The organism is Bacteroides uniformis (assembly GCF_025147485.1).
Classification (GTDB): domain Bacteria; phylum Bacteroidota; class Bacteroidia; order Bacteroidales; family Bacteroidaceae; genus Bacteroides; species Bacteroides uniformis.
This window is the reverse complement of the sequence record NZ_CP102263.1, coordinates 4,100,489-4,123,165: the sequence shown is the minus strand read 5'-3', so window position 1 is coordinate 4,123,165 and position 22,677 is coordinate 4,100,489. Positions and strand designations below refer to the sequence as shown.

Annotated in this window: 18 protein-coding genes, 1 tRNA gene and 4 pseudogenes; 18 read left to right on the top strand and 5 right to left on the bottom strand. The window is 44.6% G+C overall.

Annotation, left to right across the window (positions count from 1 at the left end):
• Window positions 1-19 precede the first annotated feature (19 nt).
• The gene (locus NQ510_RS16785) at window positions 20-658 is read right to left on the bottom strand and encodes a Crp/Fnr family transcriptional regulator (RefSeq protein WP_005831474.1); all 639 of its coding nucleotides are present in this window, start codon (window positions 656-658) and stop codon (window positions 20-22) included.
• Between the two features lie 183 nt (window positions 659-841).
• Here NQ510_RS16785 and hcp point away from each other — a divergent pair, with 183 nt between their 5' ends.
• Window positions 842-2,491, top strand: a complete 1,650-nt coding sequence (hcp, locus tag NQ510_RS16780) for a hydroxylamine reductase (protein WP_034526125.1) — start codon at window positions 842-844, stop codon at window positions 2,489-2,491.
• Window positions 2,492-2,508: 17 nt separating this feature from the next.
• Here hcp and NQ510_RS16775 read toward each other — a convergent pair whose 3' ends face one another.
• On the bottom strand, window positions 2,509-3,384 hold the full coding sequence (locus tag NQ510_RS16775) for a PfkB family carbohydrate kinase (protein WP_008664898.1): 876 nt from the start codon (window positions 3,382-3,384) through the stop codon (window positions 2,509-2,511).
• 144 nt (window positions 3,385-3,528) lie between these two features.
• On the opposite strand from NQ510_RS16775, the gene NQ510_RS16770 reads away from it, so the two are divergent.
• Both NQ510_RS16770 and NQ510_RS16765 read left to right on the top strand, forming a co-directional pair.
• The gene (locus tag NQ510_RS16770; protein WP_005831468.1) at window positions 3,529-4,587 is read left to right on the top strand and encodes an MBL fold metallo-hydrolase; all 1,059 of its coding nucleotides are present in this window, start codon (window positions 3,529-3,531) and stop codon (window positions 4,585-4,587) included.
• Window positions 4,588-4,666: 79 nt separating this feature from the next.
• On the top strand, window positions 4,667-5,500 hold the full coding sequence (locus NQ510_RS16765) for a DNA-formamidopyrimidine glycosylase family protein (protein WP_005831466.1): 834 nt from the start codon (window positions 4,667-4,669) through the stop codon (window positions 5,498-5,500).
• A 179-nt stretch (window positions 5,501-5,679) separates the two neighbouring features.
• Here NQ510_RS16765 and NQ510_RS16760 read toward each other — a convergent pair whose 3' ends face one another.
• Together NQ510_RS16760 and NQ510_RS16755 are read right to left on the bottom strand one after the other, a co-directional pair.
• Window positions 5,680-6,255, bottom strand: a complete 576-nt coding sequence (locus NQ510_RS16760) for a DUF4251 domain-containing protein (protein WP_005831464.1) — start codon at window positions 6,253-6,255, stop codon at window positions 5,680-5,682.
• Between the two features lie 125 nt (window positions 6,256-6,380).
• Window positions 6,381-7,106: an RDD family protein gene (locus NQ510_RS16755; protein ID WP_005831462.1), complete on the bottom strand. Its 726-nt coding sequence runs from the start codon at window positions 7,104-7,106 to the stop codon at window positions 6,381-6,383.
• 100 nt (window positions 7,107-7,206) lie between these two features.
• Between NQ510_RS16755 and NQ510_RS16750 the strand changes: the two are divergent.
• The 14 genes and pseudogenes from NQ510_RS16750 (at window position 7,207) to istB (ending at window position 21,112) form a co-directional block, all read left to right on the top strand.
• Window positions 7,207-8,170, top strand: a pseudogene (locus tag NQ510_RS16750) (stage II sporulation protein M).
• Window positions 8,151-9,095, top strand: a complete 945-nt coding sequence (locus NQ510_RS16745; RefSeq protein ID WP_005831459.1) for a hypothetical protein — start codon at window positions 8,151-8,153, stop codon at window positions 9,093-9,095. The pseudogene NQ510_RS16750 and the gene NQ510_RS16745 overlap by 20 nt, the downstream one beginning before the upstream one ends.
• Window positions 9,096-9,104: 9 nt before the next feature.
• Window positions 9,105-9,719 (top strand): DUF4129 domain-containing protein, encoded by a 615-nt coding sequence (locus NQ510_RS16740; RefSeq protein ID WP_005831457.1) that lies wholly within the window; start codon window positions 9,105-9,107, stop codon window positions 9,717-9,719.
• The gene (locus tag NQ510_RS16735) at window positions 9,716-10,939 is read left to right on the top strand and encodes a DUF4350 domain-containing protein (protein ID WP_005831455.1); all 1,224 of its coding nucleotides are present in this window, start codon (window positions 9,716-9,718) and stop codon (window positions 10,937-10,939) included. Before NQ510_RS16740 ends, NQ510_RS16735 begins: the two co-directional genes overlap by 4 nt.
• An 11-nt stretch (window positions 10,940-10,950) precedes the next feature.
• Window positions 10,951-11,925 (top strand): AAA family ATPase, encoded by a 975-nt coding sequence (locus NQ510_RS16730; protein ID WP_005831454.1) that lies wholly within the window; start codon window positions 10,951-10,953, stop codon window positions 11,923-11,925.
• Complete coding sequence (locus NQ510_RS16725; protein WP_005831453.1) at window positions 11,922-13,232, top strand: DUF58 domain-containing protein; 1,311 nt, start codon at window positions 11,922-11,924, stop codon at window positions 13,230-13,232. The genes NQ510_RS16730 and NQ510_RS16725 overlap by 4 nt, the downstream gene beginning before the upstream one ends.
• Window positions 13,233-13,388: 156 nt before the next feature.
• A complete protein-coding gene (locus NQ510_RS16720) occupies window positions 13,389-14,288 on the top strand; it encodes a helix-turn-helix domain-containing protein (protein WP_005831452.1) in 900 nt (299 codons plus the stop codon).
• Between the two features lie 44 nt (window positions 14,289-14,332).
• Complete coding sequence (locus NQ510_RS16715) at window positions 14,333-15,115, top strand: Cof-type HAD-IIB family hydrolase (RefSeq protein WP_005831449.1); 783 nt, start codon at window positions 14,333-14,335, stop codon at window positions 15,113-15,115.
• A 44-nt stretch (window positions 15,116-15,159) separates the two neighbouring features.
• Window positions 15,160-15,734, top strand: a pseudogene (locus NQ510_RS16710) (Crp/Fnr family transcriptional regulator).
• Between the two features lie 64 nt (window positions 15,735-15,798).
• Window positions 15,799-16,222 (top strand): annotated as a pseudogene (locus NQ510_RS16705) (GNAT family N-acetyltransferase).
• A gap of 975 nt (window positions 16,223-17,197) precedes the next feature.
• A complete protein-coding gene (locus NQ510_RS16700) occupies window positions 17,198-18,043 on the top strand; it encodes a helix-turn-helix domain-containing protein (RefSeq protein WP_005831436.1) in 846 nt (281 codons plus the stop codon).
• Window positions 18,040-18,645 (top strand): ketopantoate reductase family protein, encoded by a 606-nt coding sequence (locus NQ510_RS16695; RefSeq protein ID WP_005831435.1) that lies wholly within the window; start codon window positions 18,040-18,042, stop codon window positions 18,643-18,645. Before NQ510_RS16700 ends, NQ510_RS16695 begins: the two co-directional genes overlap by 4 nt.
• A gap of 116 nt (window positions 18,646-18,761) precedes the next feature.
• Window positions 18,762-20,343: pseudogene (gene istA / locus NQ510_RS16690) on the top strand (IS21 family transposase).
• Window positions 20,330-21,112 (top strand): IS21-like element helper ATPase IstB, encoded by a 783-nt coding sequence (gene istB, locus NQ510_RS16685; protein WP_005824105.1) that lies wholly within the window; start codon window positions 20,330-20,332, stop codon window positions 21,110-21,112. The pseudogene istA and the gene istB overlap by 14 nt, the downstream one beginning before the upstream one ends.
• Window positions 21,113-21,345: 233 nt before the next feature.
• On the opposite strand, the gene NQ510_RS16680 is transcribed toward istB, so the two are convergent.
• Window positions 21,346-21,419, bottom strand: a tRNA-Asp gene (locus NQ510_RS16680).
• A gap of 359 nt (window positions 21,420-21,778) precedes the next feature.
• Here NQ510_RS16680 and purU point away from each other — a divergent pair.
• Window positions 21,779-22,636 carry a formyltetrahydrofolate deformylase gene (gene purU, locus NQ510_RS16675; protein WP_005831431.1) on the top strand — a complete coding sequence of 286 codons (858 nt, stop codon included), beginning with the start codon at window positions 21,779-21,781 and terminating at the stop codon, window positions 22,634-22,636.
• Window positions 22,637-22,677: the final 41 nt, after the last annotated feature.

Genomic DNA, 22,677 nt, shown 5'->3' with positions numbered 1-22,677 from the left:
ATATAAGTGCGGGCATTTTTTATAAATACTTTTGGGCAGAGATTTCATTTATCCGCATTTCCTTCTTTTCTATCCGGATGCATCCTTCGCTTGCCAGCTCCGATAAGGCACGTGCCAGCGAGGGACGAGCCACTCCCAGTATTTGTGCCACTTCCTGCTGGTTGAGTATCGTGCCATGCATGCGTAGATAGTTCAGTATGCGCGATTTTAGGCTTTGCAGGGCAAAGGCATTCAGCTTTTTGGAGAGAAACAGAGTTCTGTCCGATACCAGTTGCAGAAAGTTGCGCATCACAGTGGGGTGTCGATGCAGGAATTCCAGGAAGACATTCTTGTTTATGATGAGTATCTCACATTTCTCTTTTGCTTCGATATTTACCGGGAAGCGGTTTTCGGAGGCAAAGACAAAAGCCGGGGCAAGTAGTTGCGGGGCTTTCAGCGTTTCTATGGTGAGTTGCTTTCCCTCTGCACTGACCATTTGGGTACGCACACTGCCGCAGCACAATATGAATAGAGAACGGTATGCTTCTCCCTGCATGGCAATAAAGTCAGCAGGTTTGCATTGCCTGCGTGCATGTTCGGGTGCCAGGATGAGGGATAATAATTCTTCTTCTGTTATGCCTTGAAAAGGAGGCATTTTCAATAATGTATGGATTTCCATTCTCTTTTTTACTTTTTTGTGATTCGATGTAACATTCGTGACAGTTTTCGCGTTGTAGAACTCTCATCTTTGCACAAAGATAATGCAAACCGAAAGTAATAGAAAATAAGCTTGCTTATTTTTATTGCTGAGGTGCCGCTTATCTTATGGAAAGATGATGTAAACTTTTAAATGAATAAGAATATGGAACCGAACATGTTTTGTTATCAATGTCAAGAGACAGCCAAAGGAACCGGCTGTATACTGAAAGGTGTATGTGGAAAAGAAAGTCATACGGCTCAAGCTATGGACTTGTTGCTGTTTGTGGTTAGAGGTGTCTCTGTCGTTGCCGATGTTTTGCGCAAGGCAGATTGTCCGGTCTCCGAAGAAGTGAATATCTTTGTGACGGATGCTCTGTTCTGCACTATTACGAATGCAAATTTCGATGATGAAAGCATTTTGAAGCGGGTAGATAAAGGAATCACCATGCGTAATGGATTGATTCAAGAGGCCAAGCATAACAAAGTGCTCTTACCCAAAGTAGATGAACTGACTTGGCAGGGAACGCGTGATGACTATGCCGGAAAAGCGAAGACAGTAGGTGTTCTGCGTGAACAGAATGAAGACCTCCGCTCGTTGAAAGAATTGCTTGTCTATGGCTTGAAAGGTATGGCTGCCTATCTGGAGCATGTCATGCGTCTGGGATTCAATGATGATACGGTTCATGTTTTCATGCAACGCGCACTGGCTACCATTGCGGTTGAGTCTCTATCGGCAGAGGAGTGGGTGAAGCTGGTTCTCGAAGCTGGTGAGTTTGGAGTAAAGACAATGGCTCTATTGGATGCAGCCAATACTGGTACTTACGGTAATCCTGAAATTACAAAGGTGAATATCGGTGTGAAGAACCGTCCGGGAATTTTGATTAGCGGCCATGACTTGAAGGATATGGAAGAATTATTGAAACAGACTGAAGGCACAGGAATAGATGTCTATACACATGGTGAAATGTTACCTGCTCACTATTACCCGGCTTTCAAGAAATATTCCCATTTTGTAGGCAATTATGGCAATGCCTGGTGGAAACAGCGCGAAGAATTCACTTCCTTCAACGGACCGATTCTGTTTACCACCAATTGCATCGTTCCTCCTCTGGCAAATGCTGTGTATAAAGAACGTATGTTTACCACCAACTCTACCGGCTATCCGGGTTGCAAGTACATTGATAAGGATGCTGAAGGTAGGAAAGACTTTTCTGAAATCATAGAGATTGCCAAACAATGCCAGCCTCCGGTGGAGATAGAGCATGGAGAAATTATCGGCGGTTTTGCCCATAACCAGGTGCTGCAACTGGCAGACAAGGTGGTAGATGCCGTGAAGACCGGGGCCATACGCCGCTTTATCGTAATGGCAGGTTGTGACGGACGTATGAAGAGCCGTGACTACTACACGGAATTTGCCAAAGCCTTGCCGCAAGATACCGTTATCCTGACCGCAGGTTGTGCCAAATACCGCTATAATAAACTTGGTTTGGGAGACATCAACGGCATTCCCCGTGTATTGGATGCCGGGCAGTGCAATGACAGCTATTCACTGGCGGTAATAGCCATGAAGCTGAAAGAAGTATTCCAGCTGAACGACATTAATGAACTTCCCATAGTCTACAACATAGCGTGGTACGAACAGAAAGCAGTTATTGTATTATTGGCATTATTGAGCCTCGGTGTGAAGGATATTCACTTAGGACCTACATTGCCCGCTTTCCTTTCTCCAAATGTCGTCAAGGTACTGGTTGATATGTTCCATATTGCAGGTATCGGTAGCGTGGAAGATGATTTGAAGAAATTCGGGTTATAGATGAAAGGGTACTGAAACTATCCTTTTATCACGTTATTTATCGCTTCCTCCGTTCCGCAGAATGGCCCGTGTGATTGTAGTTTTATGGTACACATGGCGGCGGCAAAGCATCCCGCTTCCCGGTGGGATGCGCCTTTGTTGCGCATATACAGATACCCCACCATATAGGTGTCTCCGCATCCCGTTGCATCTGTTATCTGAAGGGCCGGATAGGCGGGTATTTCGTGGAATTCTCCTTGGGCATATATCAGCGAACCTTTATCTCCCAGGGTCAGCAGCACTTCCTTCACGCCCCAGTCTGCAATCAGCAATGCAGCTTCGTGCGGTTCACTGCATCCGGTCAGCACTTCCATTTCAGCTTCGTTGGCTTTCAGGATATGGATATACTTCAATGCTTCTTTCTTTTCCGGCCAGTCTACGGCCAGCACCTTTTCATTCTCCACCTTGCGGAGAAATCCTTGCACGTCTACCGAGAGGAGTCCCTTGCCGGACAAGAACTTGATGACCTCCAAAGAGAAGTCGTCGGCAAGCAGACTGCCCAAGTGGATAATCCGTGCATCGGTATCTTTCAAACCTTCCACGGTGAAAGGGTCTGCTTTTGCCGTGACACGTTGTGTACGTTCGTTCTGGTTTTCTCCATAAATATTCTCGAAACAGACGGAATGTGTGCTGTGCAAGGCTTTGACGGAAATACCTTCTTTCCGAATGTCTTCCACAATGCCCATGTCAGTATCAGCCAAAGCTGTTACCAATAAAAAATCGTTAGCATTCAAGTGCTTGATGGCATGTGCGAAGTAGAAGGAGGTGCCTCCCGGCATATATATGGTATTTTTAGGGGTTACGACTTTATCTTGGGTAATATAACCGATGCAACATAGACTGTGTGTGTTCATTTCTTTGTTGGCTTTTTATTGCTTTATTGTATTGATTCCGTAAATTGGGCGCGAAGATAGTGATTTAATAACAATTCGACTATATTTGCAGCTGTAAATGTAGCCTCATTGAATATGAATTCATTAAAAACGAAAAGAGTACGTATGATAGTTGGCATTATAGTGGGTATTGTGGCTGTTGCGGTCATAGTGGGATTCGTTTTTGTCAATCAGCCGAGTTTCGGGAGGGCTCCTCAAGGAGAACGGTTGGAGAGGATTAAGAAGTCGCCTCATTACAAAGACGGAGAATTCCGGAATCTGCACAGTACGATGATGATGACTTCCCAAAAGGGACGTTTGGGAGCTTTCTGGGGATTCTTGTTTAAGCAAGAAACCGATTTACGTCCTGAAAAAGAGATTCCGGTTACAAAGACGGACCTCAGCAAGATAAGCAAGGACGAGAATGTATTGGTATGGTTCGGACATTCATCCTATTTTATCCAGATAGACGGAAAGCGTATACTGGTAGACCCCGTATTTTGTGGGGCTTCTCCGGTTTCGTTTGTAAACAAGCCGTTCAAGGGGGCGGATGCCTACAAGCCTGCCGATATGCCGGAGATTGACTATCTGGTGATATCACATGACCATTGGGACCATCTGGATTATGAAACGGTGATGCAGCTGAAAAATCGGGTAGATAAGGTGGTCTGTCCTTTGGGGGTAGGTGAACATTTCGAGTATTGGGGATTTGAGAAATCATCCCTGGTTGAGCTGGATTGGTTTGAAGATACTGTACTGGATAAGGGATTTCTGCTTCATTGCTTGCCCGCCCGGCATTTTTCGGGCCGCTCGTTGAAAGCGAATCAGGCACTATGGGCCTCTTTCCTTATCGAAACCCCTTCGCAGAAGATTTATATGGGCGGTGATAGTGGATATGATACGCATTTTGCCGAAATAGGCAAGCAATATCCCGGCATTGACCTTGCCATATTGGAGAATGGGCAGTATAACGAAGATTGGAAATATATCCATACCATGCCCCAATATTTGGGACAAGTGGCCAGGGACTTGAATGCGGAAAAGATTCTGACTGTCCATCATTCCAAATATGCTTTGGCTAGACACCGCTGGGACGAACCGTTGAAGAATGCCATGAATCTGAAAGAGAAAGACTCTTTGAACGTGTTGATGCCTATTATAGGGGAAGTGGTCCGGTTAAAATAATGAACGATATTGATTATTTAGCTATTGACGAGTTATTAACGGAAATATATATCCCTATCGAAAATAAAAGTAAGATAATATGTTGGAATTACCCGAAGTTATCACCCTGAGCAAACAAGTGAACAACGCCTTGAGCGGTAAAACAATCACGCAGGTATTCAATGCCACCAAACCGCATAAGTTTACGTTCTATAACGGCAATCCGTCGGAGTATGGTAAACTGCTCGTAGGCAAAACCATCCTTTCATCCGAAGGATATGGCATGTTTGTCAATTTCAATCTTTCGGATAATGTGATCATGAACATAGGCGACGGAGTCAGTGTCCGTTATTATAGTGCGGGAGATGAGATTCCTGCCAATTACCAGTTGTTGCTGACGTTTAATGATGATTCATTCCTTGTCTTCACGGTTGCAATGTATGGTTTTATCAATGTTTATCCTGATAGCTATATCGACAATAAGTACTATAAATTGAGTCGGGAAAGCATTTCGCCGTTGAGCGATAAATACACCGAAGCGGAATTTGAGAAACTCGTTGCCGAAGCAAAGAAGACCCTCTCTGCTAAAGCTCTATTGGCAACCAATCAGCATATTCCCGGTGTCGGTAACGGCGTAACGCAGGATATTCTGTTCAATGCACGGATAAATCCCAAACAGAAAGTGCTACTTCTGTCGGATAATCAGAAAGAAGTTCTTTTTAATGCTCTAAAAAAAACATTGGTGGATATGACTTCTGAGGGCGGACGCGATACGCAAACAGATCTTTATGGCAACGCCGGAGGCTACAAAACCATTCTTTCTGCCAAAACATGGAAGAATCCTTGTCTCCGTTGTGGCAGTACCATCATAAAAGAGGCTTATATGGGTGGTTCGGTATATTATTGCCCAACGTGTCAACAGATAAAAGAATAAATGTTCACATCTTCTTAGAATCCTTTATATGCAATACAAGGAATTAATAAACTGTTATACAGAACATTAATTCCTTGTATTGCATTCTATTAATTTCATGTCTACATGATATTCATATCCTGCGAACACGATATGAATATCTTCTTTTCTTCATACTTTGTACGGACAAAAGGAGCGTTTTATAAAGCCCGCCCTTTGTAAACGTTTGACTGGGACAATGGAACTAGGACTCCGTTCAGCGTCAGGGTATTCGAATTGAAGTTCGGGCTGATTCTTGCTGATGCATTATTGCCGCCGTTGGTCAGTGTGATATGCACTTGTGCGGATATTCCGATGCCTTGTACGCTGAAGCTGCAATTCACGTTTCCCTTTTTGTCGGTCGTGATTTTCATTTCCTTTCTGCTGCCGTCCACTGTGATGCCGCCTATTCCGTTGGGGCCTGCAAGGGCACTGTTGGCAGCTATTTGTACAGATGCGTGTTCACCGTCCATCATAACGAAGTTTGTTGTCGATGAAACAAATGCACTCCTTCCTCTCTTGAATACCAGCTGGTCTGCTTCCAATACAAACTTGCCCTCTTTCAATGCCTGGACGGCAATGGCATAGTTCCTTTCATTTTCCGCTTTTTCGCGTGCTTTCTGGGCTTCGCGTTGGGCTTTACGCTCTGCACGGCGCGTTTCGTTACTACTCTGTGCATACATCAAGGTAGATGCACTTACCAATACCAGTGTGATTAATGTAATGATTCGTTTCATAATTGTTCTTTGTTATTTAGTTAAGACCTTCTGGCTAATTAACAAATGAAAAGCCAAAAAGATGCAGCTTGAATTTTAAATAAGCGTAAGACTTAACACTTCTTGGGTTTTGTTGGAAGTTTGTATTAAATTTCTTCCAAGGCATAATACTGGTAGTCCCGGAGAATGGTTTGAAGAAAGTTTTCCGGGTTACCGTCATGAGGAGTGATGGAGAGAAGTTCCTGCACTTTTTTCGCAAGGGAGGCAATGCGTCGTGTACGGTCTTTCTTACCCGATTGCAGGGTCCGAGTAATGACGTTGATTTGCTCCAATGACAAGTCGGAAGCTTGTGGATAGGTAGGCCGGTAGTCTTTGGTCAGGTAGTCGAACTCATCGAGGCTGACGTGTATCTTGCGGTAATTCTTTTCCTTGATTACCATGGTGCCGGCAGCAAGGTCGCCCATTCGCTGGCTGTTTTTGGTCAAAAGGACGACCAGAAGTCCCAGGCCACCGGTCACCGGTCCGTCGATAGGAAAGAGAAGCCATCGGAGCAGGTACGAGCCTATGCCGGGCGTGGAACCGTCTGCTTTTACGACACGGATGTTCATCAGCCGCTTGCCGAGACTTTGTCCCTGGTTGAACATTTCGCAGAGAAATGCGTAAAACAAGACCGGCAGGTAGACGATAGCGAGGAAGAAAAGCATCGTGAAATCAGAGGGCAGATGAATCCGTGAAAACAAGGCCAAAGTAGAAAATACATAGAATCCGAGCAGAATATAGTCTATGACCAGTGCAATGAGCCGTTCACCGATACTGGCAGGCGTTTGACTGATGCGGACAAACTGCCCGGTGATAATTGTAGATTCTGCCATTCCTGATAAAACATTTTTAGTATTTCATTGCAAATATATCATTATTCTCTTATTTTTGTTACCGATTTCAGACAAAACTTCTCTGAAATATTCATGGGGTATGAAAGAAGTGACGTTTATCCGGCGGAACATCGAAAAATGGAAACAAGCAGAAAAAATAGTGGAGCAGGCGGACAGTCTGTCTCCCGATGAGCTTGCCGACGCATATACGGAGCTTACGGCAGACCTGGCTTTTGCCCAAACGCATTTCCCCGCTTCCCGCATCACTATCTATCTGAACAATCTTGCCTCGGCATTGCACAACCGCATTTATAGAAACAAGCGCGAGAAATGGTCAAGAATTATCACCTACTGGACCCGTGAAGTGCCTTCGGCCATGCACGATGCACGCCGTGAGCTGGTGGCTTCCTTCATTATATTTGTGGTCAGCGCATTGATAGGAGTGGTATCCGCTGCCGGAGACCCCGATTTTGTGCGTTTGATTTTAGGAAACTCCTATGTGGATATGACTTTGAACAATATCGCTAATGGTGAACCTATGGCTGTATATAACGGTTCCTCCGAGTTCCCCATGTTTCTGAGTATCACGCTGAACAATATCATGGTCTCCTTCAACTGCTTTGCCATGGGGTTGCTGACCAGTTTTGGCACCGGATACATGCTCCTTAACAATGGTATCATGATAGGGGCTTTCCAAACCTTCTTTTATCAGCACGACTTGCTTTGGGAGTCCTTCCTTGCCATTTGGCTGCACGGGACACTCGAAATCTGGGCGATTATTGTAGCCGGTGCCGCCGGTCTTGCCCTGGGCAACGGATGGCTCTTTCCCGGAACCTATTCAAGGCTGGAATCTTTCAAACGGGGAGCCAAAAAAGGACTGAAAATAGTGGTGGGTACGGTACCCGTATTCATCATGGCAGGATTTATAGAAGGATTCGTTACCCGCCATACCGAACTTCCGGATGCTTTGAGGTTCGGCTTTATTCTACTCTCTTTGTCGTTTATCTTTTTTTATTATATTTATTTACCTAAACAGAAAGAAGCATGGAAGCACAGAAACCTAAAATCGCACTGTATGTACAACGTTCTTTTGGAGAGAAACTAACTGCTACCTTTGATTTTATCAAAGAGAATTGGAAGCCGTTGATGAAATTCACCACATATCTGATGTTGCCGCTTTGTCTGCTTCAGGGACTGAGCTTGAACGGGCTGATGAGCGGTACAATGGCTCTGGGTGATATGACCGGAGGCTCGTTCGACTCTTCTGTTGTCGGAGCGTCCATCATGGCACTGGTGACTTATTACAGTCTGTATGCCGTTCTCTATCTGCTAGGAACTGTCATGCTGACCTCTTTGGTCTACGCATTGGTCCGTACTTACAATGAACGGGAAGAATGCTTGGAGGGAGTGACGTTAGGGATGCTGAAGCCCTTGTTGTTCCGTAATGTCAGAAGGGTATTTCTGATAATGATTATCGGTGTGCTTTTGGTGCTGTTTGTAGGGCTTATTGTTGGTTTTATAGCCACCGTCATTCCGTTCATGGCGATTGCGTTCTTGTTCGTTCTGCTCGTTGTGGTGGTGTCTGTGCCACTTGCTATTTGGGCTCCAGTCTATCTGTTCGAAGATATCTATATCATAGATGCCTTGAAGAAGGCCTACCGACTGGGTTTCGCTACCTGGGGAGGTATCGTACTGATTTCCATTGTTATGGGATTCATCGCCGCCATCTTGCAGGGAGTGACGATGATTCCATGGTATATCGGGACTATTGTGAAATATATCTTTGCAATGACTGATGCAGGTGGCGGTGCCACTGTATCGGCAGCCTATAGCTTTGTGCTTTATCTGCTGGCGGTGGTCCAGGCATTCGGCGTTTATATGTCCATGATTTTCTCATTGCTGGGACTGGCTTATCAATACGGTCATGCTTCGGAAAAGATAGATTATGTGATGGTGGAGAGTGATATTGACAATTTTGATAAACTCTGATAACGGACTATGAATATGGCTCCGGCTGATACACTGGTTTGTGATACTGCACAGGTTGCCGCTTGGCAGTCTGACCCGGCGTTTGCTTACAGTCGTGAGTTGATAGCTCCCGAAATTAATGTACTTGAGTGGTTCAGCAGATGGTTCGGCAAGCTGCTGGACAAGATATTCGGGAATACGTTGGTGGCAGAATATTCGGAGGTCGTATTGATATGCATTGCCGTTCTTATCCTGGTATTGGTCATTTGGTTTGTGTACAAGAAGCGTCCGGAACTGTTCATGCGTTCGCGCAAGAGTACCCTGCCCTATACAGTGGGGGAGGACACCATCTATGGAGTGGATTTTGCGGAGGGAATTGCCGATGCGCTTGTCCGGACGGATTATCGGGAGGCGGTGCGTTTGCTCTATCTGCAGACGCTGAAACAGCTCAGCGATGGAAAACGTATAGACTGGCAGTTATATAAAACGCCAACACAATATATCTATGAAGTCCGTCTGCCAGCTTTCCGCCAAATGACCAACCATTTTCTACGAGTACGTTACGGAAATTTTGAAGCGACCGAAACTTTGTTCCATGCGATGCGGGATTTGCAGAAAGAAGTGGAGAAAGGAGGGGCGGCATGAAGGGGAACCATTGGTTTATAGCCGGTATCATTGTTTTTCTGGTGTTGATGTTTGCGATAGAGTGCCGTCTGCCAAAGAAGTTTGTCTGGAACCCTACGTTCAGCCATTATGACAAGCAACCGTTCGGCTGTGCCGTGTTCGATAGCCTGCTGTCTTCATCGTTGCCGAAGGGATATTCGTTGTCGAGAAAGACTTTTTATGAACTGGAGCAGGAAGATACGACGCTCCGCCGCGGAATACTGGTTGTTACCGATAACCTGCATTTGACGGATGTAGATGTGGAGGCGATGTTGAAGATGGCGGGACGGGGAGACCGGATTATGCTGGTGGGGAGCTCTTTCAGCCGTATTTTGAAAGATACGCTGGGATTTGAGTGCAGCTATTCCTATTTCAGTCCGTCGGCTTTGAAAAAATATGCCACTGCATTGCTTTCGAAAGACAGTTTGTGCTGGGTGGGGGATTCGGCGGTTTATCCGCAGCAGACTTTCTGTTTCTATCCCCAACTTTGTCAGTCTTATTTCTTTGCAGATTCCATTTCTAGTAAAGTGTTGGCGGAAAAAACTGTTACCGGAGAAGCTGCTCATCCGGTTGCCATGTCGGTTTCTTGGGGAAAAGGGGAAGTTATACTGGCTTCCACTCCCCTGCTTTTTACGAACTATGGTGTGCTGGATGGGAAGAATGCGGCTTATCTTTTTCGTATATTGTCCCAGATGGGTGGATTTCCCATTGTCCGTACCGAAGGCTATATGAAAGAAACAGCCCAGGTACAGATGTCTCCTTTTCGCTATTTCCTTTCGCAGCCGCCGCTTCGCTGGGCATTGTACTTGAGTATGGTTTCCATCCTGCTCTTTATGATATTTACAGCCCGCAGGAAGCAGCGCGCCATTCCGGTTATCCGCGAACCGGAAAATAAGTCTTTGGAGTTTGCAGAGTTGATAGGTACTCTTTATTATCAGAAGAAGGACCATGCTGACTTAGTCCGCAAGAAATATCTCTATTTTGCGGAGGAACTGAGGAGGGAAATACAAGTGGATGTGGAGGAAGTGGCAGAGGATGAGCGCTCTTTCGGCAGGATTGCCCGGAAGACGGGTATGGAAGCGGGGGAAATAGCCGCGTTCATCCGCGAGGTGAGGCCGGTGGTGTACGGAGGGCGCAGTATCTCTGAGGAAGAGATGAAACGGCTTATTGATAGAATGAATGAAATAATCAATCATATATAAAGAAGATATTTATGGAAGAGAACACAGAAAAACGGGTGGACTTGACTCTCTTTTCCGAGAAGATACAAGCGTTGAAGGACCGGATTGCTACGGTCATAGTGGGGCAGGAGCAGACGGTGGACCTGGTGCTGACGGTTGTCCTGGCAAACGGTCATGTGTTGCTGGAGGGAGTGCCGGGGGTGGCAAAGACACTGCTTGCCCGTCTGGTGGCACGCTTGATTAAGGCGGACTTCAGCCGCATTCAGTTTACTCCGGACTTGATGCCGAGTGACGTGTTGGGTACTACGGTCTTCAACATGAAAACCAATGACTTTGACTTTCATCAAGGACCGGTGTTTGCCGACCTCGTGCTGGTGGACGAGATAAACCGCGCTCCCGCCAAGACGCAGGCAGCCTTGTTCGAGGTTATGGAAGAACGGCAGGTCAGCATTGACGGTACCACGCATCAGATGGGAGAACTCTATACGATTCTGGCAACCCAGAATCCGGTGGAGCAGGAGGGGACTTATAAGTTGCCTGAAGCGCAACTGGACCGCTTCCTGATGAAAATAACCATGGGATATCCCTCATTGGAGGAGGAGGTGGACATCCTGGAGCGCCACCACGCCAATGCTTCGTTGGTGAAGTTGGAGAGCCTGGCGCCCGTGCTCACAAAAGAAGAACTGCTTTCGTTGCGCAGGCTGATGGAACACGTGTTTGTAGACCGCACGCTGCTTCAGTACATCGCGTTGATTGTACAGCAGACGCGTACCAGCAAGGCTGTATATTTAGGAGCTTCTCCGCGTGCGTCCGTGGCAATGATGCAGGCCTCCAAGGCATATGCACTGTTGCAGGGACGTGACTTTGTGACACCGGAGGATATTAAGTTCGTTGCTCCGTATGTGCTTCAGCATCGCTTGATATTGACAGCGGAAGCCGAGATGGAAGGCTATTCGCCGGTAAAGGTGACGCAACGTCTGATTGATAAGGTGGAAGTGCCGAAATGAGATTAGGCCGCCGATTCTATATTGCTCTTGTTCTGATAGTCCTGCTGATGGGTATCGGGTACGTCTTTGCTCCATTCTTTGCAATCGGGCAGTGGGCGCTTTTTGTTTTGGCGGTGTCGGCGCTGGTGGATGGGGTGATGCTCTATCGCATTCGCGGCATCCGGGCATTCCGCCAGTGTGCTACCCGCTTCTCCAACGGAGATGAGAACACCGTGAACATACGTGTGGAGAGCAGTTATCCGCATCCGGTGGCTGTGGAAGTGGTGGATGAGATTCCTTTTGCATTCCAGTTGCGGAATATTGATTTCCGGATGAGGCTCCAGGCGAATGAGGGCAGGACGATTACGTATCATCTGCGTCCCACGCGGCGGGGGATTTACTCTTTCGGACGGATTCGGGTGTTTGTGGCAGGCAGAATGGGATTGCTTTCCCGCAGATATACTTGCGATGCTCCGCTGGATGTCAAGGTATATCCGTCCTATCTGATGCTCCATCGGTATGAGTTGCTTGCTATCAGCGACAACTTGACGGAATTGGGCATCAAACGTATCCGCAGGGTGGGGCATCATACGGAGTTCGAACAGATAAAGGAGTATGTGAAAGGCGACGATTACCGCACGATAAACTGGAAAGCAAGCGCCCGGAGGCACGAACTTATGGTAAATGTCTATCAAGACGAGCGTTCCCAGCAAATCTATAACGTGATAGACAAGGGGCGGATTATGCAGCAGGCATTTCGCGGGATGACCTTGCTGGACTATGCTATTAATGCCTCCCTGGTTCTTTCGTACGTTGTCATGCGGAAGGAGGATAAAGCCGGACTGGTAACGTTTAATGAGCACTTTGATACATTTATCCCCGCCTCCCGACAGCCCGGACAAATGCAGGCGTTATTGGAGAACCTTTACAGCCAGCAGACTACTTTTGGGGAGACCGACTTTTCCTCATTGTGCGTACATTTGAACAAGCGCGTCAACAAACGCAGTCTTTTGGTGCTGTATACCAATTTTTCCGGCATCGGCAGCTTGAATCGCCAGTTGGCTTATTTGCAGCAGTTGAACCGCCAGCACCGGTTGCTGGTCATCTTCTTCGAAGATGCCGCTCTGAAAGAGTACGTCGCCACTCCTGCGAGGGATACGGAAGGGTATTACCGCCATGTCATTGCCGAGAAATTTGTATTCGAGAAACGGCTGATAGTCTCCACCTTGAAGCAGCACGGCATCAGTTCTGTGCTGACTACACCGGAAAATCTTTCTGTGGACGTGATAAACAAGTATCTGGAGATGAAGTCACGTAGCCAGATATAAAAACAGTAACTAAGGTTATATAATCCGTAATAAGGGTAGTGAAGATGTCTGGATTTTCCTCTAATTTTGTAATTGGTATATTGTGAAGGTGTGGAAAACATATCCTTAAGATTTTATATATCTGAAGTTACAATAATGAGAATGACTTTATAGGTGATGAAAGACAATACATTGGACATAAAGACCGTATGTGAATGTAACCGGTGCCTGGGATGTAAAACGTTGCATCCTCAGGTAAGCATTATTAATCTGGAAAATCCTAGTGTGTATCAGGATGCTGTGAAGTTTGAATTCTATGCCATCCTACTGATTGAGGACTGTGAAGGGGATTGTGACTGCTGCGGACGGAAATATTATGATTATTCCAATGCTACGATGGTATTTCTTACTCCCGGCGAGATATTCCGGATGAACAAGAACAATACGCTTCCGGACAAAGGTTGGCTGCTGGCATTTCATCCCGATTTATTGCTTTGTACTACGTTAAAGAATCATATCGACAACTATACTTTCTTTTTCTACCGCAAGGAGGAGGCGTTGCATCTGTCACAGCGCGAAACGGCCAAAGTGACGTGTTGCCTTGAGAATATTGATGATGAACTTCATCATTCCATTGATACGCATAGCAATACCATCCTGTCCCGTCACATCGAATTGCTGCTGGATTATTGCTCACGTTACTATGAGCGGCAATTCATCACCCGTGAGAATAAGAACAAGATGATTCTGGGGAAAATGGAAGGGATATTGGACGAGTATATCACTTCCGGAAAGTTGCAGGAGGGGAAGCTGCCCACTTCCGGATGCTGTGCCGAAAAACTGAATCTTTCGACGGCTTACTTTGATGATTTGCTGAGGTTTGAGACGGGTAAGACATTGGCTGAATACTTCCAGTTCAAATGCTTGTACACGGCCAAGAAAATGTTATCGGAAGGCGGTAATACACCTGCTGCCGTAGCGCGTCGGCTGGGCTATCCGAGTGTGCAATATTTCAGTCTGGTGTTTAAGAAAGCAACGGGAGTTGCACCGAATGAATATAGATATTCACAAAATTGAGATGATGCAGATAGAATGAATTTATTAGACCAAAATATTTTATAATGGAGACCAAAGCTATATTTTTAGATGTAGACGGAACATTGGTGAGTTTCGACACTCACCGCGTTCCGCAGTCGGCTATCGAAGCGTTGCAGCAAGTTCATGAATCCGGTATAAAAATCATAATAGCAACTGGGAGGGCGTTTACCGATCTTCACGAGCTTGAAGAGATTCCATACGATGCAGTGATAGCTTTGAATGGGTCCGATTGTGTACTGAGAGATGGCACTCCTATATCTCGTAAACAGATTCCCGAAAAGGATTTTCAGATGGTACTGGTATTGGCTCAACATTATGGGTTTGCTCTGGCTATCGAAACAAATAAAGGTATTTTTGTCAACGAACTCAATCCGACCGTCATCGAATTGGCCAGGTTGGTCAATCACCCTACACCGCCAGTGGCAGACATTGAAAAGGAGTTTATGGGAGGCGAATGTTGTCAGTTATGTATATATTGTGATGAAGAAATGGAAAAAGAAGTTATGGCACAACTTTCCGGACTTTCTGTTTCCAGATGGAACCCTTTCTTTGCGGATGTCAATGTGGCGGGAGTAAACAAGGCTATGGGTATCAATGAATTTGCTTCCTATTATGGATTTGATGTTTCAGGAACCATCGCTTTTGGTGATGGTGGGAATGATATTTCCATGATTCGTGCAGCCGGGATGGGAATAGCTATGGGAGGAGCTTCCGAGGCTGTGAAAAGCGTTGCCGATTATATAACGGAGACAGTGGATGAGCATGGTATCCGGAACGCTCTGGTTCGTTTCGGTATTCTGGAATAAAAATCGGCTATCAAAACTGATGAAAACTATAGTCTGTAAATATTATGCTTTTAGAAAAATTACTTAAAGGAGCTAATTTTAGCATCAATATTTTTAATTTGGAGGAATCTAAGTTGTTTGACCAATATTTTGAGCGGATATTGATTAGTAAAGATACATTATTGATTAAGGAAGGAGAAATAGAAAGATATAGTTATTTCGTTTTTGATGGGATGTTGCGTTTTTGGCTTTTGAATCATAAAGGGGAAAAGCAAATTTTTTGGTTTTGTAAAGAAGGTACGTTTTCAATGTCGAACATATCTTTTACCTTACAAACAAGATTTACATTTAATGTGTAGACAATTATAGATAGCGTTATTTACCGAATAGACAAGAGGCGAGTAGATGAACTGTATACAGCTATTCCTAAGGTGAAAACTGTATTTGAAGATTTGATATACTACTGAATAAACTCTTGAAAAGAAATATCGACTTGATTAAATATTCTCCTGAATAGTATTATCTACAGATGATTGAAGAATATGGTATTACATTAAACTATATACCACTCAAAGATATAGCTTCTTATTTGGGTATCATGCCACAAGTACTAAGCAAAATCCGTAAACGTATTTTTTAACTTGGGTTCAGTGTATTGAATGTATAAGTTCCGAACTTTGCGGTTTTAAATAGCAATTACAATTATGATTAGAAAAATTAAAGTTACGGATTATCCACGTTTGATAGAAATTTGGGAAAGTGCAGTATTGAGTACACATGATTTTCTTACAGAGGAAGATTTTCTATTACTATAAGGAACAGCTTTCGGTATATTTTCAGTATGTCGCTCTATTCGGGTTTGAACAGGAGGGAATCTTAATCGGATTTATGAGAATTGCAGAAGGAAATCTTGAAATGTTGTTTATTACCAATAATTATTGAGGCACAGGAATTGGTAAAAAACTGGTTACTTATGCCATAAATCATTTGCAGGTAACGAAAGTCGATGTGAACGAGCAGAATATTCAAGCTGTCGGTTTTTATAAATATATAGGCTTTAGCGTATACAAAAGGTCCGATTTGGACGGAGAAGGTAAAGAATATCCTATTTTACACATGCAGTTGTAGTTCGTAAGTCAGACCCCGATTTTAAAAATCATCATTTTTGCCAGCACTACTTTTTCTTCTCATATTCGGCTTTAACTATCTGACAGCAAGAATTTAACCACGTGTTTTTTTTTGTTTCTCGTTTATAATAAATAACATTTGTTAATGTCTATTTCGGGCTTATTTTCCGTTTTCTTCGTGCAAATATGGTGATTAAGGGGCGAACTCCGTTGTCTATAGTGCCGGAAGTATGGCTTTTGCTCCCCGTATATGGGCACTTTTTCCCTTCATGTCCTGTGTGTAATGCAGAGAAGCTTGGCGCATAATTCCCGAAACCTTATTACAAAACTTCGTCCCACGCATGTGTGTTCGCCGGTTTGCCTGCGTGAACCGTCGAGCCCACGTGCGTGGGACGAGGGTTTACATGAACCTTCATAATAAAAAGCATGGGACATACGTGGATTCTGCCTATACCTTCTTCCAGTTTTGTCCCTATCCGGAGGACGGTCTGCCCATTCATTGCTGCTCAGTTTCTTATTCTTGTGATGTAAGTCTGAGAAAGCTGAAACTCGAAAATTGCTTATGCACCGGATATTTCGGGTCCCCATTTTTGCCGGAGCGAGAAAAAGAAAAAGCTCTGAAATACTTGAATTTCAGAGCTTTGCTTTAATTTGCTATTTGCTTTCGCGGTGCGTACGGAAGATGAACCTTATTTCTATTCCTCACGTACTCAATCTCTTAGCAAGCTCTTAATTCTTTCTCCCACTAATAACCCCACGTGTGCAATTCTTTAGATTGCTTGGTGTTGCGGTGGTTGTTTGAGTTGGTGCAAAAATAGTAAAATAGTTCATTTGGAACATTATCTAAAGATTTATTAACAGAGTATCATGCTTCTAACTTCTCTACTGTGTTTTTTTGCATTTTTGTTAGAATGTCCCTTTTTTACACCTATTATCAATCTAAGAAATCTTACTTTTGCCTGATAGTTAAGGCAAAATGGAGAAAATTCAAGTAATACAACCTACCAAATTGCTCGCTCCTTATATAAAGCAATATTGGTTTTTAAGGATAGATGATGTAAAGCAAGGCTTTCAGCGTTCTATCCCGGCGGGTTGTGTAGCACTTGTTTTTCATAAAGGAAATAAAATTATTTCTTCTTTTCATAAGGGAACGCAACCACAATCCTATATAAGCGGGCAAATCAGTACTTATTCAGACATAGAATTTTCTTTCTTGGATATGGTCATTATTTTATTCCAGCCTATCGGATGCAGGATGTTTTTTCCATATCCTATGGAAGAGTTTACTAATCAGAATATAGGTATTGATTTGTTAGATAACACCTGTTTAGTAGAATTGGAAGAGAAAATAAATGAAGCATCAGATAATTATCAAATAGTCAGATTGATAGAAGAATATTTATTAAATAGACTATGCGAAAATATATCATGCAACGCTAATAGGATGATGGCTACTATACACAATATCAATGAAGGTGAAGGAAATATATCCGTTTTATCTCAAACGGCTTGTTTAGGATATAAGCAATTCAAACGGATATTCGCTGAATATGTAGGACTAAATCCAAAAGATTTTATCCAAATCACACGATTTAGAAAGACATTCCATATTTTGCAATCAACTCCACAAATCAGTATAAGTAAAGTTGCCTATGATTGTGGATATTATGATAAATCACATTTAATAAAAGAGTTTAAAATGTTCACGGGTTATACCCCTACACAACTACTTGATATTTGTGATACTTATACCGAAAATCTATCGGTATTCAACTCTGTATTTATCAACGACAATAAAAAACTTAATAACATCGCTTTATGAAAATATTGATATACGGTGCTGGCGTAGTGGGTTGTTCTTATGGCTGGCAATTATCCAAAGCAGGATGTGACGTTGCTGTATTGGTGCGTAAGGAGCAAAAAGAACTTGTACAAAAAGATGGTATTCGCATTATCTGTTCTGACTTTAGAGAGAAAGCAAGAAAAGATACAGATATAATCTTTAAGCCTACAGTAATAGACGAACTTTCGTCAAACAATGATTTTGAATACATTATTGTCTCCACCAATAAATTGCAATTATCAACTATATTGCCAAGTCTTTCAAAGTCAGCAGGAAAAGCAAATGTTGTATTTTTCCAAAATAACTGGGATGTTTTTACTGAAATAGATAAATATCTAAAACCTGAACAATACTTTTTTGCCTTTCCCTTTATGGTCGGGGGCGGAAAAGAAGATAAAAGCATACATTGTGCCATTTCAGGTCTAAAATATTCCAATACTCCGTTAGGTGAAAAAGACGGGCGGACAACTCCACGAGTAGAAAAACTTTCCATAATACTGGATAAAGCAAACTTAAAGCCTGTTGGAAAATCCAGTGTAAGCTGCCCCCTAAAACCAAGCGATTCTGCCCCCTTGTGCTAAAATAATCCTACCCCCTTGATTCCAATATAAAAATACCCCTGCTTGGCAATGCCCGGCAGGGGATTTTTCGTAGATTTGATTCCCGTCTTGACCGGTGGGATAAAATCATTTCTACTATGACAACAAAGATAGCAAACATCCTCCAATGTTACGCATTGGGGATGGGGATAAAGCAGATAAGCAGGAGCTTTGAGCTTTCCCGCAACACGGTGCGCAGATATGTGCGCCTGTTTCAAGAGTGTGGTATACCGATAAAGGAGTTGGCCGCCATGCCTTCCGCTCGCATCCAGGAAATGTTCTCTGAAGGTGTTGGCCGTAACAGGGAACCGTCACAACGCCAGCTTGAGCTTGAGGCACTCCTTCCTGAGTATGCTGCCCGGCTTAGCCGCCGAGGCGTAACAGTGAAAACCCTGTACGAAGAGTACCGCGAGACCCATCCTGACGGATACAGACATGCCAGTTTCGGCAACTATCTCATGCGTTACCGTATGGTGACACATGTCGTAGGCCATGTCGAGCATTATGCCGGAGACCAGATGTATATCGACTTCGCCGGTGACAAACTGGAAGTCGTTGACAGTGAAAGCGGTGAATGTCGCAGCGTTGAAGTGTTCGTGGCCCATACTTCCGTGCAGCCACTATACCTATTGTGAGGCGGTCTGGTCCCAGTCAAGACAGGACTTGATTAAGGCGTGTGAGAACGCGCTTCATTTTTACGGCGGGGTTCCGATGGCGATCGTACCAGACAACCTCAAATCGGCGGTAACCCGCAGCGACCGTAACGAGCCGGTAATCAACGAGGAGTTTGCGGCATTTGCCGAACACTACGGATGTACCGTATACCCCACACGGGTACGTCATCCAAAGGACAAGGCCTTGGTGGAGAATGCCGTGAAGCTACTTTACCGATCCGTCTACGCTGACATCGAGGGTCTTGTATTCCACTCGCTGGAGTCTCTGAATGCGGCCATATCCGAATCGCTCTCGGCCTTCAACGGACGCAGGATGAGCGGGCGTCCCCAGTCCAGACGGGAACAGTTCGAGCAGATTGAGTCCGACTGCCTCCGCCCGCTTCCCGCCATACGCCATCAGATGAAAGAGCGACGCTCCGCAACAGTAATGCGTAACGGCTATGTCACCTTCAGGCTTCACCATTACAGCGTACCGAAAGAGTATATAGGCAAACGTGTCGAGATTGTCTATGATGCGGACACGCTGGAAATATATCATGGCCTGCGTCTGGTGACCACACACCAGCGCGATGACACGCCATACTCCTATACGACCAAGGATGCCCACGGACTGCCCGGACGTCATGGAAGTTATGAAAAGGATCTGGAACAGATTTACGAACGGGCCGGCCAGACAGATAACGTCCTGCTGCTGTATCTGCGCAAGGTGGCGGAACTCAAGAAGTATCCTCCCGCGGCGTTCCGTTCATGCAGAGGCATCATGGCGTTGGAGAAGACCTTCGGGCTGGAACGGTTGGTGGCGGCAAGCGCATGCGCCACGCAACTGCGCCTATACGGATATCAGGAGATAAGGCGGATCCTTGAACGCGGGGATGATGCAGACTTCCTGTCAAAAGACGACATTGACGATGAGGTCCCCGTAACATCTATCCACAAAAACATCCGCGGAGCAGCCTACTTCGCACAATTAAAACATTTAAATAGAGACAACAATGGAAACAAATAATCTTACCGCACCGATAGCTGTCGAAAAAGACCGCAACACGTTGACAATCGAACTGATGAACCGTATGAAGCTGCACGGCATGGCCGCCGCCTTCACTGAAAGCCTAACCTCCACTATGGCAGAAACAATGACAATCGACTCTTTCCTGCACATGTTACTTGCCAGGGAATGGGACTACCGTGCCAATGCAGCCATCCAACGCCTTATACGCGGGGCGGCGTTCCGCTACAAGGCCTGCCTCGAGCAGATAGACTATGCAATCCCGCGTGGCCTTGACCGCAATCAGATGGAGCGGCTTGCATCGCTGGAGTTCATCCGCAAGGGACAGAACCTCTTCATCACAGGGTCATCCGGTACCGGGAAGAGCTTCCTTGCCACAGCAATGGGGTATGAAGCCTGCAAGAAGGGCATACGGACATATTATGCGAATGCTCCGAAACTTATGGGTACGCTTAAGGTGGCAAAAGTAAAAGGCACACTGGAATCGGAACTCAAGAGAATCGAACGGAGCACGCTGCTCATATTGGATGACCTCTTCCTTGTGAACCTTGATGCCAAGGAACGACCCATCCTGCTCGATATAATAGAGGACCGACATGGGCGCAAGTCCATCATCATCACCTCGCAACTGCCAACGGACAATTGGTATGATGCAATCGGAGACCCTACAGTAGCAGATGCCATTATGGATCGTATTATACATACGGCGCACCGGATTGAGCTGACAGGAGAAAGTGTCCGTAAAATGGCTGCATACAGAGGGAAATAAACTAAAATAATAATAACCCCATCGGTCAAGACTTTTTAAGGGGGCATTGTTGAATGTTTTAAGGGGGCAGAATCGCTTGGTTTTAGGGGGCAGCTTACACTGGATTTTCCATCCCACGAATAAGCCACGTGAGAACTGCCTGAAACTGCTATTTTTTGCCGAAGTAGAGAAAAAGAAAAAGCTCTGAAATCCTTGAATTTCAGAGCTTTGCTTTAATTCGCTATTTGCTTTCGCGGTGCGTACGGGACTCGAACCCGTGACCCCATGCGTGACAGGCATGTATTCTAACCAACTGAACTAACGCACCATTATTTCATTCTTTCGTTGCTATCTCTCTTGATTGCGGTTGCAAAGGTAGGCATTTCTTTGATATCTGCAATAGCTATGGCGAACTTTTTTCCAAGCGTTTTGTGCTGTATTTGCTTTATATCCTCATATTGAGAAGATTGGAAAAATAAGAGAAAAGTAAATTTAACAACTGTTTAGAAATACGTTTATGCACTGTTTTATTCTTGATATGAAAACCTTTCCTGGAGAAAACGAAACATTTCGGAGCTTGTTTTAAACTTCTTGCTCGAAAAGTTCGTTGTTTTGCAATAAATCGTTATTTTTGCGGACTCAAAACGAGAATGTTGTAATTTGAAAAATGATAAAAAACATTTTAGGATGATGAAAACAGCCAAACTGTTGCTGCACTGCCCTGACAAACCAGGCATATTGGCAGAAGTAACAGACTTTATAACGGTGAATAAAGGTAATATTATCTATCTGGATCAGTATGTAGACCATGTAGAGAATATCTTTTTTATGCGTATTGAATGGGAATTGAAAGATTTTCTGGTGCCTCAGGAAAAGATTGAGGATTATTTTGCCACTTTGTATGCACAGAAATATGAGATGAATTTCCGTCTCTATTTCTCCGATACAAAACCGCGTATGGCTATCTTTGTTTCAAAGATGTCCCATTGCTTGTTCGACTTGTTGGCGCGTTACACCGCTGGTGAGTGGAATGTGGAGATACCTCTTATTATAAGCAATCATCCCGATTTGCAGCACGTGGCCGAGCGTTTCGGTATTCCTTTCCATCTTTTCCCCATTACCAAAGAGACAAAGGAGGAACAAGAGAAGAAGGAAATGGAGTTACTGGCAAAGCATAAGATAACTTTCATAGTGCTGGCGCGCTACATGCAGGTCATTTCCGAGCAAATGATAAACGCTTATCCCAATAGGATAATCAATATCCATCACTCTTTCCTTCCGGCATTTGTGGGAGCGAAGCCCTATCATGCTGCGTTTGAACGTGGAGTGAAGATTATTGGAGCTACCAGCCACTATGTTACCACAGAATTGGATGCCGGTCCCATCATAGAGCAGGATGTGGTGCGTATTACACACAAGGACACTGTGCAGGATTTGGTGAACAAGGGTAAGGACTTGGAAAAGATTGTGCTTTCTCGTGCTGTTCAGAAGCATATTGAACGCAAGGTGTTGGCATATAAGAACAAAACGGTAATATTTAATTAGTTGATAGTTGATAATTGATAGTTGATGGTGGGGAACTTGTC